Source organism: Lacimicrobium alkaliphilum (genome assembly GCF_001466725.1).
In the GTDB taxonomy this organism is placed as follows: domain Bacteria; phylum Pseudomonadota; class Gammaproteobacteria; order Enterobacterales; family Alteromonadaceae; genus Lacimicrobium; species Lacimicrobium alkaliphilum_B.
Map to the genome: position 1 here is coordinate 1,313,965 of NZ_CP013650.1, position 17,357 is coordinate 1,331,321.

Below are 17,357 nucleotides of genomic sequence, written 5' to 3' on the forward strand. Positions count from 1 at the left end.
ATATTAATGGGCGCATGACCCTTGGTACCAAAGTATGCGAACCTTCTCTTGTCAGTGCGGTAATACTCTGCATTTCGCCAACACCCGGTGCGTCAGTTGTGGCCTGATGCTGGGTTTTTTGCCTGATGAAAAGAAACTCAGCGCCTTTACCAGGCATGATGCCGGCAGTTGGCGTGCCGCTGCAAATGGCAGACTCTATCGTCAGTGTAAGAATTATTCTATTCACGATGTGTGCAACTGGATGATACCCGTTGAGGAGCAAGGTGAGTTATGTGTTTCCTGCCAACTGACCCGCACCATACCCAACCTAGATCAACCAGAGAACCGGCGACTGTGGTTCCGGATGGAGCAGGCCAAGCGACGTCTGCTCTATACCCTGTTTAAACTCGAACTGCCGGTGGTTTCAAGGCAAAAAGATCCCGTTCAGGGGCTGGGTTTTGAGTTTCTGGAGGATCAGACTGAAGATGAGTATGGCAACGAACTGACGGTGAAAAACTTCGTTACCACCGGCCATAGTGCCGGCATTATTACCCTTAATCTCAAAGAAGCCGAACCCAGTTCAAGGATGAAAATGCGTGAGGAGATGAATGAGCAATATCGTACTTTGCTTGGGCACTTTCGTCACGAATCCGGTCACTATTACTGGGACAAGCTGGTACGCGGCAGTCAGTGGCTGACGGAATTCCGACAGCTGTTTGGCGATGAGCGGTTAGATTATACCTATGCACTGCAACATTATTATGAGCAGGGCCCTGCGCCTGACTGGCACAAAGTCTGGGTCAGTGCATACGCAAGCATGCACCCCTGGGAAGACTGGGCAGAGACCTGGGCGCATTATCTGCATATGGTGGACACGCTGGAAACCGCCAGCGATTTTGATTTCAGTGTATCCTCACATCAGGTGATCAACCCCTTGCAGCAGTTGCCGCAAAGTGATGAATCTAAAAACGAGGCTCATTTTAATCAGTTATTTAATGACTGGTGTCGCCTGACGGCGGTATTAAATGCCCTTAACCGCAGTATGGGGTTAGACGACGCCTATCCCTTTGTGATTTCCACTATCGCCACCGATAAGCTGCGCTTTGTGCACAAGGTTATCGGCGCAGCGGCTGTTGGTTAGTCGGGCTAATTCGGCTATTAATCCTCTTTTTCCCAGTCGAATCTGGGCAGGCCACTAAATGCCTGTCGCAGCCCTTCGTTCCACTGTTTTTGCATCGACTTATACATGGGGCTGAACGCGGTATATTTACTGTGCCAGGGAGCCTCAATACTGTTGTTGGTGTGTATCGCCAATTCTATGGGTAAACCCACACTGATATTGCTGCGTACCGTAGAATCGAGTGACACCATGGCACAGCGCCCCGCGTCTTCCAGAGAGGTATGGGGAGTGATAATGCGATCCAGTATGGGCTTGCCGTATTTGTTTTCGCCTATCTGCAAGTAAGGAGTATCTTCTGAGGCGCTGATGTAATTGCCCTGAGGATAAATCATATAGATTTCGCAGGCCTTACCGGCAATCTGACCACCGAGAATAAAACTGGCCTCGGCACTGGCATTGCTTTTCTCCAGTGCCGGCGCATGCTGTTGCTGCTCTTTCTGACTCAGCGCACCGATGTAACTGGCAACATCATAAAGATGTTTACCTTTTCGCAGATTAAAAGGCGCCCGGGGGTCTTCCAGATCCGAGTTAATGGCGTTAACCACCGCCTGTGAAGTGGCCAGGCTACCCGCGGTAAGCAACACCACGACCCGCTCATCGGGCCAGGCATAACGATGCATCTTACTGTAAGTCGCTACATAGTCCACCCCGGCATTGGTGCGCGAATCAGACGCAAACACCAGGCCTTTGTTCACACTGATTGCCAGACAATAGGTCACACATTACCCCTGTACAGCTGAAACGCTGAATCACATAAATTATTTTTCGCCACATTCTCTATGCAGATGTTAGTAAAAACAATCAGTTTTGCATTCTGCTGTACAACTGCCACTATTTATACTGTGTTCGGGCGATAAAAAAGTCTAATTACAAAAAGGAGAGTAGCAGAATGGCGATTCGCTGGGGAAGCTACAAAGTCAGCAATTTGTATGATGAGTTGTTACGCGCTGCAGGCAAACCTCGCGCTGCAGCCGAGACATTATGTGGATATCTGCGCAGTCTGACGGATAAGGATCTGGAAGAATATAAGGTTGCCGCTGAGTCCGCCATCCACGTTATGGGCATCAGCTTCCGGGTCTATCATGAAGACGAAGGGTCTATCGATCGCGCCTGGCCCTTTGACATTATTCCACGCATTATCGACAAGCAGGAGTGGCTAAAGGTTGAGGCGGGATTAAAACAACGTGTCAAAGCACTGAATATGTTTATTGATGATCTGTATAACCAGCAGCAGATCATCAAAGATGGCGTATTTCCCGCTGACCTGCTTAAAAAATCAAAGAACTTCCTGCCTCAATGTAAGGGGGTTCATCCACCACTGGGGATCTGGGCACACATCTGCGGCTCAGATCTGGTCAGGGATAAAGATGGTACCGTCTATGTGCTGGAGGATAATTTGCGGGTGCCCTCAGGGGTATCTTATATGCTTGAGAACCGCCAGGTGATGAAGCGTGTGTTCCCCGAGATGTTTGAACAATACAATATCCTGCCGGTGGATGATTATCCCTCTCACCTTTACGATACCTTGTGTCAGTTATCGCCCCGTGATATTGCCCAGCCGGAAATCGTGGTACTCACGCCAGGTATCTATAACTCTGCCTATTTTGAACATGCTTACCTTGCTCAGCAGATGGGGGCAGAACTGGTGGAAGGACGGGATTTGTTTGTGGATAAAGACGATATTGTCTATATGCGCACCATTGAGGGCCCGGCGCGGGTGGATGTGATTTACCGCAGAATCGATGATCATTTTATCGACCCCGATGCGTTTAACCCTGATTCCATGCTCGGTGTGCCTGGCCTGATGCGGGCCTGGCAGGCGGGCAATGTGGCGCTGGCCAATGCTCCGGGTTCCGGTGTCGCCGATGACAAGGTGGTCTATGCTTTCGTGCCGGAGATTATTCGCTACTATCTCAACGAAGAGGCGATTATTCCCAATGTTCCCACCTATAAATGCATTAACAAGGAGGAGCGGGACTATGTGCTTGAGAATATTCATAATATGGTGGTCAAACCTGCCAATGAATCCGGTGGTTATGGCATGTTGATCGGTCCCCATGCCAGCAAGGCGGAATGTGAAAAGTTTAAACGTCTTGTTCGCAGGGATCCCCGCAATTACGTGGCCCAGCCGATGCTGATGCTTTCCACGGCCCCCACCCTTATTGACAATAAAGCGGAGCCAAGACACCTGGATTTACGTCCTTTTGTATTAAGTGCTAAGGATATTCAGGTCACTATGGGCGGCTTAACCCGGGTGGCTCTGACCAAAGGATCGATAGTAGTGAATTCATCTCAGGGTGGCGGCAGTAAGGATACCTGGATAGTGGATATGGAGGCTTAATCATGTTGTCACGGGTAGCAAGCAATATATTCTGGATGGCCAGATACCTGGAGCGGGCGGAAAATACCGCCAGGGTGATTAACGTTAACTCTCACCTGTTACTGGATTTACCCAAAACGGTAAAACTGGGTTGGGAGCCCATTATCGATATTTTGTCAGTAAGAGAGGATTTCTATGCTCACTATGAGCAGGCCGATGAACACAGTGTGGTCAAATACATGGTCTCGGATAAAAATAATCCTGGTTCGATCATCAACTCTCTTACCAATGCCAGGGAAAATGCGCGTACCATCAGGGAAATCATTCCCAGAGAGAGCTGGGAGCAGATCAACGCCCTGTACTTATCAGCAAAGAAAAACTGTCAGTCGATTCTTGGCCGGCGCCACCGCTATGAATCCTTGATTGGTGTGATTCGCGGTAATCAGACCATCACCGGCATGTTATCCGGCACCATGACCCATGATGAAGGCTATGCCTTTTACGTATGGGGCGCAATCTTGAGCGGGGCGATATGACAACCCGTATTATTGATGTGCGTTCGGCGACATTGCTGCCAGATATCACCCATGAACAATCTGCGTTCGATAACATTCAGTGGATGGGGGTACTCAAATCCATGTCGGCTTATCAGATGTACCGGCGGGAAATGCGTCTGCGTATCAACCGGGCCGATGTGTTGAAATTTCTGTTGTTGGAATCCCATTTCCCACGGTCCCTGCTGCATACTCTTGAGCAGGTTAAAGATCAATTGCAGGAGTTGCCGCAGCACGAGCGCGCCATTGCGCCCATTGATGTGCTGCAATCAAAGCTGCTGGAAGCTAAGCCGCAATCGTTAAAGCAGGAACGCCTGCATGAGTTTATTGATGAAATGCAACTGGGTCTGATCAAAATAGCCGAGCAGATCAGCGATACCTATTTTTAAGTCAGGCAGGGCATCGATGGCCTTAAGCTGGAGGATCAATTGCCCCGCCAATACTGGCGTTAACCCTGAACCAACCGGCAATACTGTAGCGATTCCGCATCGCAGGCCGGACTTCATGGGGGAAGCGCTCGCTTAAGAAAATCAGCATTTGTCCAAACAGTGGCGTGACCTTCAGAAAGGGTTGGGGGGTGCCCTGCTCGTACATCAGTAATTCGCCGCCGTCGCAGCTGCTCCAGCCCGGGTTCAGATACAACACCGTGCTAAGCACTCTGTTGGTGCGACCTTTAAAGGCATCCAGATGCTTTTTATAAAAATCCCCGGGGCGGTACTGAGCAAAATGACACTCATAGTCAAATAAACCCATAAATAACCGGCGATTAATGGCCAGGCGCAGATTTTCCATCAGCAATATAAATGCCTGTTGTGCCGGGGTCTTGCCGTTCAGCCAGTGAATCGCATCGGTACGCACAAACTGGTTCTGTTGTTGTTGTAACTCACGACCAATACCCGCCGGCTCGAAGCAGTGCTGATTGAGCTGACTGACTTCCGTCAGTAGTTGCTGAGCGATGTCGAGTGGCAACAAACCGGGAGTCAGGCAATAGCCTTTGTCGCTCAGATCATCGGCGAGTTTATCCAGTGCATCAGGTGTGAGCCCTTGTTGGGGCAAAGTAACAGCGGTCAAGGCGTTTTCAGTTCTGGTTGAGGTAGCGCTTTTTACTCCAGTTTGATGATTTTGTCATCAAAAATTAATGCGCAGACTAATTGCCTTAATAGCTTGGTAAAGGCCTTGCGCCCGTTTATTTCCATAGCATCACAAATCTGTTGTTGTGACTGGTATTGCAGGGTATAGCGTATCAGAGCGTCAGTATCCGTTTCGGTAATGTCGTCGGTATCGGATTGTTGGCACCACCACAGGCAAAGCTGCTGCAATGCCACAAAAATTGAATCGACCGTGCCATAGCCCTCAGCGAAGCGTTTTAGCTTATGATTGTCTGACATTAGCGGGGCTTCAATGGCGGGGAAGCTCAGGATTACCCGCCTGACCAGCTCTGACTCAATATGTTGAAAGGGGCCGGGTAACAGGGCTAAAAACTCCCGCTGAAATTCACTACGAATCGCTGAAAGTGTATGTCTGCCTTGTTCTGTCAGCCCCTGCAAAACAATTATACTGTGTTCACCACTGGCCATATCCTGTTTCAGTCCCAGTCTGCAGGGCACAAAGTCGTTTTTCTGCCAGAATCGCATCAGTTGGCCGGTTGCACCAAATGAACTGCCAACAATGTCGAAGTTATGGGCTTTGGCATATTGACTGAGCTCAGCAAGACAATGACTGCCGAGCCCCTGTTGCCAGAAATCTGGTGCGACAGCGATACGCACAATACGTAAATAGCGCAAACCGGCCAGTGTACTGTTGTTCAGCCAATGGCTCAGATTCTGCGCCAGCAGATGACCCTGAACGCGGCGTTTGCCCAGGGCAATATCAGCGTCCAGATGACTGAGCCTGTCTCCTCCCTCTTCGTCGGCTAATATCGCCGCAAAGATTTTGTCCTCAGTCTTTAATACAAAAAGCCGGCTTTGTGGTGCATCTAAAAGGCGCACCAGATCATCAGGGCTGGTCTGATAGTGGGCGTTGATCAACAGCTCAAACAACTGATGTAATAGTTGTGGCTGCTTAATCAGTTTATCAGGCTGTAGTTGCATGAATACCAGCTTATCGGTATTGATGGGGGCGGCTGCAGGTACCGTCTTAGCGCTGTCCATCAGCATCACCTTAAACCAGAAGTTTTCCAGACAATCACCCTGTTGCCAGCGTACAGGTTGATCAATGTGCAGATAACGGGCCTGTGGACGCAGCGTCTGTAACACCGGTTTGAAGCGCAGCTCAAAGCCGCGCCCACAGCCTTCATAGCCATGCACTGTGCTGCTGAATACGATTCGGCTGTAACTTTCGGCCAGGGTTTTAAGCAGCGGCGCAGGGATGGCCGCCGCTTCATCTACCATTAACAGGTCGGCCCCGGTGTTCTCGCGAATAATCTGATCCACAGGCTGAAAGCGGATACTGCCACCGGCTTTTGCAGTAAGTTGATAAGGATGTCTCTGCGCACTCTCAATATTTTTAGCAGCATGGATAAAACACTGTTCAGTTTGCTCTATAGCGGGCGCAGTAATCAGAATATGCTTTTTCTCAAGATTGATTAAGCTGGCTGCGGCAATGCCCAGCGCCGAAGATTTGCCGCGGCCCCGATCGGCGGTGAGGATCAGTGGGCGGTTTCTGTGCCCGGTAGCTACTTTAATCACAGCCTCCACCGCTTGCTGCTGATCTTCTGTGATATAGGGGCCTCGCAGACGGGGTAGTGGGCAGGTTATTGCTGCCATTTCACCGGTGCCTCCCTTTTCAGTCAGGGTAATAACCTGCTTATCGGAATCAGCCTGTTCCAGCAGCCAGTTGATAAACCGGCTTTGCATGCTGCTGAGGTCAAAACCATAAGAAAAGCGCTTAGTCCACTGGGGATCGGTAAATGCTGGCCAGCTTTTACGTTCAGGGCAAAGCAGCAACATCAGCCCGTTTTGAATAACGGTACCGGACAGCGCCATCAGGGCATTGGCCCGTATTCCCGAAAAGGCATTGTAGATAAGCAGATCATATTCTCTTCCCAGATAGTGACGATAAGCTGCACAGTCCACACCTGTTTTATCAGGCTGATGACCAACCCACAGGCTGCGGCCAGAGAATTGCTGGCGGATCTGTTCAGCTTGGGCCATTGTCCATGTTTCACTGCCACTGATTAACACCAACTGGCGATGAAAGCGCCCGCTCAGGCGCTGCTGCAGCCAGCTATCTGGTAATGTTGGTGCGGACACTGGGTCTCCTGAGTCACAAAATAACTGATATAATTGAGTTTATTGAAAATATCTAAGGAATACGAATGCGCTTTTTATCCCGTCGTCTGGTAATGCCCAATGATCTTAACTATGCCAATGCCCTTTTTGGCGGCCGGGCACTGGAATGGATAGATGAAGAAGCGGCAATCTACGCCATTTGCCAGTTGGAAAGCAATTATCTTGTCACCAAGCATATTGGTGAGATCAGCTTTGAAAGCCCGGCGTTGTCAGGTGATGTGGTGGAGTTCGGCCTGGAAACCAAAAAGGTCGGGCGTACTTCTATTACCGTTTCCTGTCTGGTGCGCAATAAGGCCACCAAAAAAACCATCTGCTTTGCCGATGATATTGTCTTCGTGCGGGTAGATCCTGAGACCAAAGCCCCCATGCCCCATGGCAAAACCATGGAAGAACTGCAAAAACAAACCGAGCAGGAGCTGCGCCGGTTAAATATGGCCGAATAGCCTGTTTTTTCAGAGTTCTTCTTCGAGCTCCAGTACGGCAGTGACATCTAAGTCCTTAGGGATGATATGGGTGGCGACCACTACGGGTCTGCCTGCGGCAAGATGGTTAATGGTTAGCGCCATTTTGTTTTGTTGTGTCACTGCCAGGCCTTCGAAAGGCTCATCCAACAATAACAGCTCGGCGTTGGTGAGTATGGCTCTGGCCAGATTCAGGCGTTTCAGTTCGCCACCTGATAATCTCCGGCCTACAGGGCCGAGCCATTGTTGCAAATTAGTCTGCAGTTGCGGTAGATCCGCCATCAGCAGCACCTCTTTAAGTTCTTGCTCACTGACCTTTTGATTGGCGATACATAAATTATCCCTCAGGGTGGCACTGAGGCAAACGGGAGTCTGGTCACTGTAGTGCCAGTTCTGAACATGGCCTTGCGCTAAGTCTTTTCCGTTTAGCCTGCGCGAACCCTCATAAGGTAGCAGGCCACAAATGCCCTTGAGCAGGCTTGATTTACCCGTGCCCGAACTTCCTTTAATCAGCACAATACCTTTGTCTGGTATGCGCAGATTCACATTCGGTACGGGCATGTTGGTTGCTTTAAAGTCTTTTAGCTGCAGGGTCTTTATTGGTTGCGTGCAACTGAGTTTTGTAACCGTAGTGACCTTTAGCTGCTCCAGCCCCTCAGCGCCATGAAGGTAGTCTGTCAGCGCGGGATGGCTGGTGATTGCTGGTGCCAGCCAGTCACGTGCGGTTAAAAGAAGCATGACTAACACCAGCAGTACCGCTTCGCCAGCATAGTGCTGCGGGAGTTGTGCGATCATTAAAACCAATAGTCCCAGACTGACGGCATGCAGCAGACTGACACCTGAGTCACTCTGAAACTGACGTTTTTTTCTGGCCCGCCAGAGTGACGAGGCATCAGCAAGGTTGATTGTTTTTTGCAGCGGCCATAGGGTTGCCGCCTTTAACTGCGCTTCGCTGTCTTCTACAAAGCGCTGCTGCGCTTGCAGCAGGCCTTTGGTCTGACGCAGACCGGCAATAACAAGCCACAGGGTAATCAACAAATAGACCAGCAATAGCGACCAGGCGTAGGAAGACAGTCCCGGTACCAACCAGATTGCGCTGCCGACACCGATTGAAAGCATGATAATTGCGCCGGCGTTTTGCGCTATCCAGGCAATCCAGATATTCGCTACTGCTTGAGTATGCTGGGTCAGCGCCTCGGCACCAGTGTCACTATTATCTAACCAGCCATTGATACATCGCCTGAACAGGTTCAGGCGTATGTCACAGAGGTGATTCAGGAGCTGCTGGTGGCCGAGCCACATCTGCCCGTATCCTGAGGCTATCCGAATCAATGCCAGAGCCCGGATCACCACAGCCGGTAACATGTAGTTAAAACCATTGCCTGCAACAGCACTGGCAGCAATAAACCAGGCTGAAAACAACAGCAGGATCAATCCTGAACCCATGTGCATTAATGCCAGCAACAATGCCGGTAGCCTGCTTAACACAATACTTTCACCTCGGAATCCTTGACCTGCCAATGTTTGTTAAACCAATCCGCCGGCAGCGTTTTATGGGAGGCCCAGATGAGAGTGCGGCTCTGAAACCTTTGTCTGATAATACGGCTTACCCGTTGATGTTGCGCTTCCGTCAGATGGGCAGTGGGTTCGTCCAGCAATATGAGCGGTGCATCAGTAAGCAGGGCTCTTGCCAGTGCCAGACGTTGCTTTTGTCCGCCAGACATGGGAGGGCGTTCACCCATTATGGTGTCGAGTCCGTCTGCCAGCGTCTCAGCCCAGTTTTTCAGCTCGACCTGCTCCAGAGACTGCCATAGCTGTATATCGGTATAGGCGTGCCCGAGGCACAAATTTTCTCTAAGGGTAGCGGGGGTGATAAGAGCATGTTGGGTGAGCAGAACTTTTTTTCCGCAGACACTGTGACTGGCTGGCCGTTGCCCCATAAGGCACTCTAAAAGCACACTTTTTCCACTGCCTGAATCGCCCTGTAACTGAACCCAGTCGCCTTTATTAAGGCTCAGATGGTGGCATATCAGCCGGGGCACCACACTCTCAAAGTCTTGCAAGTCAAAACCATTGAACTTCTCATCCACATCTTTATGAAGCGGTCTGTTCAGTATGGGGTGTAGTTCCCCGGCGGCGGCTATTGCTGCCGATCTCTGATGATAGTAACGGCCCAGCAGTTTTAGTTCAGCGAAGCACAACGGCGCAATCAACAGCATAAAGAGCCCCTGATCCAGTGACAAGGTCGCACCAATGCGGATCTCGCCCAGCAGATTAAAGCCAACAAACACGGCCACCAGAGCCACGGCCAGAGTGGAGAAGAAATCGAGCACAGTGGTTGATAGAAACCCCAGACTAACCACTTCCATGGTACGCCGGTTAAGCATTTTACTGCTGTTGGCCAACATATTGAGCTGGCTTTGATGGCCGTCGTGAATATGAATCAACTGGCTGGCTTGTAACCTGTCTGCGAAAAGGCTGCCGAGCCTCTCCAGGGCCACAAAGTGCTTCTGGTGCAATGCCGATGTGCCCGAGCCGATAAGATACATAAACAGCGGGACCACGGGCATACTGACCAGTAATACCGCGGCCACTGCCCAGTTAACCGGAAACAGTAAAATAATCGCGAGTAGTGGCGTGACTACAGCCATGCGTTGCTGAATCCGGTATCTGACCAGATACTGTGCAACAGCGGGAATATGTTCCAGCCAAAGTTGTTGCCAGAAAAAATGATTGTGCTGACGAACCAAAGCATATTGGCCTGACAGCAATTGAGCATGCAGTCTGTGTTGAAACTGCTGGCTGATACTCAGTTCAATGCGTTGGCTCAGGGCCTGACGAGACCATTCGAACATGACCCAGCTAAAAGCCGCACAACCGAGAGAAAATACATCGGATTGCTGTGCCGGATTAGCCTCCACTATCAGGGTCTGGGCAATGCTGCACAGGAACCAGTACAAGGTAATCTGGCTGACAACTGCGGCAACACCAAACAGGGTCAACAATAACAGGGCGGCCCGATGGGCCGCCCCGTTTGCATTCAGCCAGTTACTTAACTGGTGTTCCTGCGATTTATTACGCTCACTCATCCCTGTCCAGATCTTCTGTGGATTCGAGCCACATGGCGTTGATAATGCCAAAGGCACAAGCTAACAGTACGCCTAAAATCCAGGTGAAATACCACATAACTCGTCTCTCCTAATAAAGAACATGACTTTGATTCATTTGTGACTGCTTCAGTCGCCCACGCATCACCCAAAAGCTGTATGCGGTATACCCCAGTACGATGGGTACAAAAATACAGGCTACCGCGAACATGATCTTAAGGGTCAACAGACTGGAAGTGGCGTCCCACATGGTCAGACTGACATCAGGATTGGTAGAGCTGGGCATTAGAAAGGGGAACATCGACAGCCCTGCGGTCAGAATAATCCCGGTCATGCTCAGCGCGCTGCTGACAAAGGCCCAGCCGCCCCGGCCTTTCCAGGAGAACCAGGCACAGGCCAGCCCGGAAATAATACCGGTCAGTGGGGCAAGCATCATCCAGGGGTAGCGACCATAGTTTTGCATCCAGGCGCCGGTTTCCACCGTAACCGTTTTATTCAACGGGTTTGATGTGGCTAAGGTGTCCACTGCAGAGGTGATGACATAGCCCTGGATGCCAAAGGCAACCCACAAACCTGCCAGGATAAACAAAACAACAGTTGCCAGTGACAGCACCACAGAAACGCTTCTTGCACGGACCAGTAAATTATCAGCCGTTTTTAACTGTAGCCATGTGGCGCCATGGTTAAGCAACATGGCAACGGAAATCAGACCGGTCAGCAGCGCAAAGGGCGTCAATAACCCAAAGAAACTACCGGTATAGGTGGATCTCAGGTTGGCATCCATTTCAAAGGGTACACCAAGCAGTAAGTTGCCAAAGGCCACACCGAAGATTAGCGCCGGGATCAGGCCGCCTGCAAACAGGGCCCAGTCCCAGCTTTGTCGCCACTTTTTGTTCGGTAGTTTACTGCGATAATCAAAACCTAATGGCCGCATCCACAGAGCGATTAGCGTCAGCGCCAGAGCCAGATAGAAGCCCGAAAAGGCGGTGGCATAAATCACCGGCCAGGCCGCAAATATGGCGCCACCGGCGGTGATAAACCAGACCTGATTACCATCCCAGTGAGGACCAATGGTGTTAATCATTATACGGCGATCTTCGTCGGTTTTGCCGACCAGCGTCAGCAGCGAGCCGACGCCCAGATCAAAGCCGTCAGTGATGGCAAAGCCGATCAGTAATACGCCGATCAGGCACCACCAGATAATACGTAAAACTTCATAATCGATCATGCCTGCGCTCCTTTAACCTGCATATCAAGATTGTCCTGTTCGGCTTGTCTGGCAAGCTCTGATGGTCCTTGTCTGGCAAATTTTTGCATCAGATAAAACGCCAGGATAAACATCACCAGATAGAAGCTGGTGTACAGCACCATGGTCAATACCACATCGGATACAGACAAGTTAGATACCGACGCGTGCACCGGCAACACCTCAGCAATTGACCAGGGCTGGCGACCAAACTCGGCCACAAACCAGCCGGCTTCTGAGGCAATCCAGGGCAGGGGCAGGCTCCACAAAGCGGCTTTGAGCAACCAGCGGGGCTTGGTAATCTGGTGCTTGGTGCTATACCAGAAAGCGAGCACAAACAGAGCCAACATCAAAAATCCACTGCCTACCATCAGCCGGAAACTCCAGAATAGCGGTGCCACCGGAGGGATGCTGTAATCCATAGCTTTTTGTATTGCGGTTTCATCAGGCGCACTGATATCGGAAGTGAAAGGCTCCAGCAACATGGCATAGCCAAGGAAGTCTTTGTTAGCGTTGAAGGCTTCCATTTCCTGGGTTGTTGCAGTGCCACCCTTAACTCGCTCAAGCAGGCCATAGGCCTGACTGCCGGCAATAATCTTTTCTTTGTGCTGTGCTTTTAAGGCCAGTAAACCTGTGACCTCCTCATCCAAAGAACGGGTGGCGATAAGGCCCATCATCCAGGGTATTTTTACCGCATAATCAGTGGTCTGGGTTTCATCATTGGGAATACCAAACAAAGTGAAGGCCGCTGGGGGCGGCTGAGTTTGATACTCGGCTTCAATGGCTGCCAGTTTAACTTTTTGCACATCACCCAGCTCATAGCCACTTTCATCACCCAGTACAATTACAGACAGAATCGAAGCCAGCCCAAAGCTCGATGCGATGGCGAATGAACGCCGGGCAAAAGCAATATCCTTGTTGTTCAGCAGATAATAGCTGGAGATTGCCAGTACAAAGATAGCACCAGTGACATATCCGGCAGACACGGTATGTACGAACTTCACCTGTGCCACGGGATTAAAGACAACCTCGGCGAAGCTGGTCATCTCCATGCGCATGGACTCAATATTAAATTCGGCTCCCACAGGGAATTGCATCCAGCCGTTGGCGATCAGGATCCATAAGGCTGAAAAGTTTGAGCCTATGGCTACCAGCCAGGTCGTCATCAGGTGTTTGACTTTGGACATCTTGTCCCAGCCAAAGAAGAACAGGCCGACGAAGGTGGATTCGAGGAAAAAGGCCATTAAGCCTTCAATGGCCAAAGGCGCACCAAAGATATCGCCCACATAGTGGGAATAGTAAGACCAGTTCATGCCAAACTGGAATTCCATGGTCAAACCTGTGGCCACACCAATAGCGAAGTTAATGCCAAACAGCTTGCCCCAGAATTTGGTCATCTGCTTGTAGATTTCCTTACCCGTCATCACATAGACCGATTCCATAATCGCGAGCAGAAAACTCAGGCCCAGGGTCAGAGGCACAAAGATAAAGTGGAACATGGCCGTCAGGGCGAATTGCCAACGGGACAGTTCGATCAGGGTTTCATTCATAGGGGTATCTCCATTATCGGGCCTTGATCTGTGATTCAACTTTTGTCAGCGAATAGCCTGACACAGCCCACAATAGCAATATTTGATCCATATCACTTAATGAGTACCTAAAAAGTAATAGCTGTTCTTAACTTATTGTAAAAAATAGAGAAATTCTTTATTGAAAGAGTAAGCAGAAAAAAGGTTGAGACGGGGCTAATGGCTTTGACTATTTTTTCTGTCATAAATGACAGCTGAATAAACTTCGATACAGGTGCCGGTGTATTCCGGCACCTGTAAAAAGGCTATGCTGTTCTATTTTTCTTCGAGACGCTCAATACCCAGGGCTTTTAATACATACTTCTCGTACAGAGGTTCGCTGTTACCGGTTTTCATTTTACGCAGAAAGTACTTCTCGAAACCTATTTTGGCCAGATGCACCCATTTGCCTTTTTTAAACCAGGTCACATTGCGTGGTGGTATTTGTGGCATTGCCACAAAAGCCGCGCCGGTGTCTCCCATGTCAGCCAGACATATTGCATGCCATGTGCCTTTTCTCTGAGGTTCAGTGCCATCAATGATAATGGCTTTAAGGTTATGGGCGATGGCGGTCATCATAGTTTCAATCATATAACCTGTTTTCGGTGTGCCTGTGGGAACAGGTGTATCTTCCACCGGTGGAATGGCTACACAGACCCCACCGGAGAAAATATTCGGGTATATGGGTGAGCGCTGAAAGGCATCGGTTATCACAAAGCCTTTGGGGTTACACAACTTATCTACACCTGCTACTGCATCAACACCTGCAAAGGGGGGAATGAACATACTGTGCACAAAAGGCAAATTATGCTGCATATCTACATTGCCTTTTCTGTCCAGTTCGCTGAGCAGCATCTGTTTATCCTGCACTTCGTCTACCCGCACATTGCAAAGCCATTTAATGTCCCGCTGCCTGAGTTCAGACTCAAGCAGTGACTTGGAATCCCCCACACCGCCCAGGCCCAGATGGCCGATATAAGGCTCGCTGGTGACATAGGTGATAGGCACTTTGTGCCTTATTTTGGCATCCCTGAGGGCTTTATCCAGGATAAAGGCGTATTCATAGGCCGGTCCAAAACAACTTGCGCCCTGAAATGCACCCACAATGGCCGGCCCTGGCTGAGCAATCAGCTTTTCAACACTGTCCCGGCAGCGTAGCGCGTGGTCGAGGGTACAAACAGACTGGGTATAATTATCGGGACCAGCTCCGGGGATGCTGTCAAAGGCCAGTTTCGGGCCGGTGGCAATCACCAGGTAGTCATAATCGATGTGTAAGTTATCCTCAGTAAGCAAACGATTTTGCTTAGCTTCAATTGCTGTGACTCTGGCACAGACAAAATCAATTTTCTTTCTGTTCAGATACTTTTCAATCGGAATGGTAATGGCATCGGGTTCCCGCCAGCCCACCGCAATCCAGGGGTTTGACGGTACGAATCTGAATTCCGGGCGCTCATTAACCATCACCACCTGATGGGATTCACCAAGGGCTTGCTTTATTTCATAGGCGGCAGGCATTCCTCCGGTGCCGGCCCCCAGAATAACCACTTTAGCCATAGTTCCTCTTTCTTATATCAGTTACGTTGTAAAGCAACTGTTAACAAGTTTGGTGCCAGAATGTCCGGGCCCTGTTCTGGCGGCTTTCGCGCGCTGTTGATGAGGATATGTGGTAATAAGCTTGTGTCTGTTTTGTCAAATATGTCAGTATTGAGGGTAGTGTTTTGCCAAAAATGGCAGTTATTATGAATCTTCCTGTTATCCAGTCCATGATCGATGCGGTAGAGAAACCGGCGATTTTTATTACTCCTGATTATCGTATTCAGGCCGTTAATCAGGCGTATAAGGACACTTATTCGCAGCAGATCTATACCGGTAGCAGTCATTGCTATGAGATTTCTCATGGGGCTTCTGAGCCCTGTGATCGCCACGGAGAGGATTGCCCGCTACTAAGCTGTGCTCAATCTGGCCGAACAGCGAGGGTTGTGCATGTGCATCAGACTCCACAAGGAAAACAGCATTGCGATATTCTGATGCGCCCGATCAGGGATGAAGATGGCATGACCCTTGGATATCTGGAGATCCTCGACCGCATACTATACGCCTCGGCAGAGGTGGCAGAGCATAAGATGGTGGGACGAACTGAGTGTTTTAATAAATTGCTTAACCGAATTAACAGAGCGGCGTCATCGGATATCAGCGTGTTATTGCAGGGTGAAACTGGCACCGGCAAAGAGCTGGTTGCCCGTTCGATTCACGATGCCAGTGAACGCCACAGTAAACCTTTTATCATTATTGAATGTGCCGGGCTGAATGACGCGCTATTTGAAAGTGAGCTATTCGGGCATCATAAAGGCGCGTTTACCGGCGCGACACATAACAAGAAAGGGCTGGTTGAGGAAGCCGATGGGGGGACCCTGTTTCTTGATGAGATAGGTGATGTGCCGCTGCATTCGCAGGTTAAACTGTTACGTTTGCTGGAAACCGGAACCTTTCGCTCAGTAGGAGGTTTGCAACCTAAACGCTCAGACTTCAGGCTGATTTGTGCTACTCACAAAGATTTATTGCAGTTGGTTGAAGCAGGGGAGTTCAGGCAGGATCTATACTACCGGATAGCGGGGTTAACCTTGCGTTTACCGCCACTAAGACAACGACGGGACGATATCCCCTTGCTGATTGAGCAATTTCTTGGCACCGGATATAAAGGGCACAAAACCTTCTCTGCCCAGGCAATGCAATGCATCACAGCGCACGATTTTCCCGGTAACATCCGGGAACTGAAGAATCTGGTTGAACAGTCCGTATTGATGGCCAATGATGATGTTATCTGGCCTGAAGATCTGCCCGTTGCGTTGCAGGAAAGAGGCGAAGTGCAAGGAACAGCGATTACCTCCTTACAGGAGCATGAGCAGCAGTACCTGACTAGGTTGTGCCAGACCTACCAGGGCACGCCGGAAGAATTAGCCAGACAACTGGGTGTCAGTGCCCGCACACTCTACCGCAAACTACAAAAATATGGCCTCAAACTGAATAAGTCCTGACTTATGCTGTCAGCTCAGGGCAGAACTTAGCCTGCAACAATTGCATAAACTTCATGGTGTCAGGATCTTTGATGCGGTAATACACCGTCTGCGCTTCTTTGCGGCATTCCACCAGACCTTGCTGGCGCAATACCGCCAGATGCTGCGAAAAAGCCGACGGGCTTAAATCAAAGCTCTGATGCAGCGCACCTACATGCAATTCTCCGCTGGCCAGTCTGCACAGGATCTGCAATCTGTGCTCATTGCCTAAAGAACGCAAAAAGGCCGCCGCCTCGGCGGCTTCCTGCTGATGTAAAGTTATATTTTCCACATGCGTTACCTGCTACAAGGGATTATTTATGCCGTGCCAGTTCTGCTTCGGTTTTAAAGCCAAACACCTTACGCAGCACTATGGTGGCCGGGCAAAACCCGGTAAATGACTGCTGGAATAAATTGGCGCCAATAAACACCGTCAACCAGACAAAGTATGGGTGCACCCATACCGTCAGGGCCACGGATAATAACACCATAAAACCGGCAAAGGCAGTCAGGGCTCTTTCTGCGCTCATTATTTCTACTCCCGGGTTAATGTTAAATCAGTGGTTCACTTAATGACCACTGAACTCAGATCACTGCAA

Annotated in this window: 15 protein-coding genes and 1 pseudogene; 5 read left to right on the forward strand and 11 right to left on the reverse strand. The window is 50.0% G+C overall.

The window, feature by feature from the left end; all coding sequences use genetic code 11:
- Window positions 1–34: 34 nt before the first annotated feature.
- Complete coding sequence (locus AT746_RS05965; RefSeq protein WP_062477801.1) at window positions 35–1,120, forward strand: zinc-binding metallopeptidase family protein; 1,086 nt, start codon at window positions 35–37, stop codon at window positions 1,118–1,120.
- A gap of 17 nt (window positions 1,121–1,137) precedes the next feature.
- Here the strand turns inward: AT746_RS05965 and AT746_RS05970 are convergent, their stop codons facing one another.
- Window positions 1,138–1,878 (reverse strand): peptidase, encoded by a 741-nt coding sequence (locus AT746_RS05970; RefSeq protein WP_062477804.1) that lies wholly within the window; start codon window positions 1,876–1,878, stop codon window positions 1,138–1,140.
- A 170-nt stretch (window positions 1,879–2,048) separates the two neighbouring features.
- On the opposite strand from AT746_RS05970, the gene AT746_RS05975 reads away from it, so the two are divergent.
- Both AT746_RS05975 and AT746_RS05980 read left to right on the forward strand, forming a co-directional pair.
- The gene (locus tag AT746_RS05975) at window positions 2,049–3,500 is read left to right on the forward strand and encodes a circularly permuted type 2 ATP-grasp protein (RefSeq protein ID WP_062477807.1); all 1,452 of its coding nucleotides are present in this window, start codon (window positions 2,049–2,051) and stop codon (window positions 3,498–3,500) included.
- Between the two features lie 35 nt (window positions 3,501–3,535).
- Window positions 3,536–4,422, forward strand: a pseudogene (locus AT746_RS05980) (alpha-E domain-containing protein).
- Between the two features lie 22 nt (window positions 4,423–4,444).
- Here the strand turns inward: AT746_RS05980 and AT746_RS05985 are convergent.
- Both AT746_RS05985 and AT746_RS05990 read right to left on the reverse strand, forming a co-directional pair.
- Window positions 4,445–5,104 carry a 2OG-Fe(II) oxygenase gene (locus AT746_RS05985; RefSeq protein ID WP_231731022.1) on the reverse strand — a complete coding sequence of 220 codons (660 nt, stop codon included), beginning with the start codon at window positions 5,102–5,104 and terminating at the stop codon, window positions 4,445–4,447.
- Window positions 5,105–5,136: 32 nt separating this feature from the next.
- Window positions 5,137–7,284, reverse strand: coding sequence for a tRNA(Met) cytidine acetyltransferase TmcA (locus tag AT746_RS05990; protein WP_062477810.1), 2,148 nt, complete (start codon window positions 7,282–7,284; stop codon window positions 5,137–5,139).
- Between the two features lie 65 nt (window positions 7,285–7,349).
- On the opposite strand from AT746_RS05990, the gene AT746_RS05995 reads away from it, so the two are divergent.
- Window positions 7,350–7,766: an acyl-CoA thioesterase gene (locus AT746_RS05995; RefSeq protein WP_062477813.1), complete on the forward strand. Its 417-nt coding sequence runs from the start codon at window positions 7,350–7,352 to the stop codon at window positions 7,764–7,766.
- Window positions 7,767–7,775: 9 nt separating this feature from the next.
- On the opposite strand, the gene AT746_RS06000 is transcribed toward AT746_RS05995, so the two are convergent.
- The 6 genes from AT746_RS06000 to AT746_RS06025 form a co-directional block, all read right to left on the reverse strand.
- Window positions 7,776–9,272 (reverse strand): ATP-binding cassette domain-containing protein, encoded by a 1,497-nt coding sequence (locus tag AT746_RS06000; RefSeq protein WP_156413637.1) that lies wholly within the window; start codon window positions 9,270–9,272, stop codon window positions 7,776–7,778.
- Window positions 9,266–10,873, reverse strand: coding sequence for an ABC transporter ATP-binding protein/permease (locus tag AT746_RS06005; RefSeq protein WP_062477819.1), 1,608 nt, complete (start codon window positions 10,871–10,873; stop codon window positions 9,266–9,268). Before AT746_RS06005 ends, AT746_RS06000 begins: the two co-directional genes overlap by 7 nt.
- On the reverse strand, window positions 10,866–10,970 hold the full coding sequence (cydX, locus tag AT746_RS06010) for a cytochrome bd-I oxidase subunit CydX (RefSeq protein ID WP_062477821.1): 105 nt from the start codon (window positions 10,968–10,970) through the stop codon (window positions 10,866–10,868). The genes AT746_RS06005 and cydX overlap by 8 nt, the downstream gene beginning before the upstream one ends.
- 12 nt (window positions 10,971–10,982) lie before the next feature.
- Window positions 10,983–12,119: a cytochrome d ubiquinol oxidase subunit II gene (gene cydB / locus AT746_RS06015; protein WP_062477824.1), complete on the reverse strand. Its 1,137-nt coding sequence runs from the start codon at window positions 12,117–12,119 to the stop codon at window positions 10,983–10,985.
- A complete protein-coding gene (locus AT746_RS06020; protein WP_062477826.1) occupies window positions 12,116–13,687 on the reverse strand; it encodes a cytochrome ubiquinol oxidase subunit I in 1,572 nt (523 codons plus the stop codon). Before AT746_RS06020 ends, cydB begins: the two co-directional genes overlap by 4 nt.
- Before the next feature lie 294 nt (window positions 13,688–13,981).
- Window positions 13,982–15,259 carry an NAD(P)/FAD-dependent oxidoreductase gene (locus AT746_RS06025; RefSeq protein ID WP_062477828.1) on the reverse strand — a complete coding sequence of 426 codons (1,278 nt, stop codon included), beginning with the start codon at window positions 15,257–15,259 and terminating at the stop codon, window positions 13,982–13,984.
- Window positions 15,260–15,444: 185 nt separating this feature from the next.
- Here AT746_RS06025 and AT746_RS06030 point away from each other — a divergent pair, with 185 nt between their 5' ends.
- The gene (locus AT746_RS06030) at window positions 15,445–16,740 is read left to right on the forward strand and encodes a sigma-54 interaction domain-containing protein (protein ID WP_231731023.1); all 1,296 of its coding nucleotides are present in this window, start codon (window positions 15,445–15,447) and stop codon (window positions 16,738–16,740) included.
- Window position 16,741: 1 nt separating this feature from the next.
- On the opposite strand, the gene AT746_RS06035 is transcribed toward AT746_RS06030, so the two are convergent.
- Window positions 16,742–17,050, reverse strand: a complete 309-nt coding sequence (locus tag AT746_RS06035; protein ID WP_062477831.1) for an ArsR/SmtB family transcription factor — start codon at window positions 17,048–17,050, stop codon at window positions 16,742–16,744.
- Window positions 17,051–17,072: 22 nt separating this feature from the next.
- Entirely contained in the window at window positions 17,073–17,288 is a 216-nt protein-coding gene (locus AT746_RS06040; RefSeq protein WP_062477834.1) for a YgaP family membrane protein, read from the reverse strand.
- Window positions 17,289–17,357: the final 69 nt, after the last annotated feature.

Coding starts and splice junctions, on each gene's coding strand:
- AT746_RS05965 (WP_062477801.1), top strand. CDS start 35: ATGCGAACCTTCTCTTGTCAGTGCGGTAATACTCTGCATTTCGCCAAC.
- AT746_RS05975 (WP_062477807.1), top strand. CDS start 2,049: ATGGCGATTCGCTGGGGAAGCTACAAAGTCAGCAATTTGTATGATGAG.
- AT746_RS05995 (WP_062477813.1), top strand. CDS start 7,350: ATGCGCTTTTTATCCCGTCGTCTGGTAATGCCCAATGATCTTAACTAT.
- AT746_RS06005 (WP_062477819.1), bottom strand. CDS start 10,873: ATGAGTGAGCGTAATAAATCGCAGGAACACCAGTTAAGTAACTGGCTG.
- cydX (WP_062477821.1), bottom strand. CDS start 10,970: ATGTGGTATTTCACCTGGATTTTAGGCGTACTGTTAGCTTGTGCCTTT.
- cydB (WP_062477824.1), bottom strand. CDS start 12,119: ATGATCGATTATGAAGTTTTACGTATTATCTGGTGGTGCCTGATCGGC.
- AT746_RS06020 (WP_062477826.1), bottom strand. CDS start 13,687: ATGAATGAAACCCTGATCGAACTGTCCCGTTGGCAATTCGCCCTGACG.
- AT746_RS06025 (WP_062477828.1), bottom strand. CDS start 15,259: ATGGCTAAAGTGGTTATTCTGGGGGCCGGCACCGGAGGAATGCCTGCC.
- AT746_RS06030 (WP_231731023.1), top strand. CDS start 15,445: ATGAATCTTCCTGTTATCCAGTCCATGATCGATGCGGTAGAGAAACCG.
- AT746_RS06040 (WP_062477834.1), bottom strand. CDS start 17,288: ATGAGCGCAGAAAGAGCCCTGACTGCCTTTGCCGGTTTTATGGTGTTA.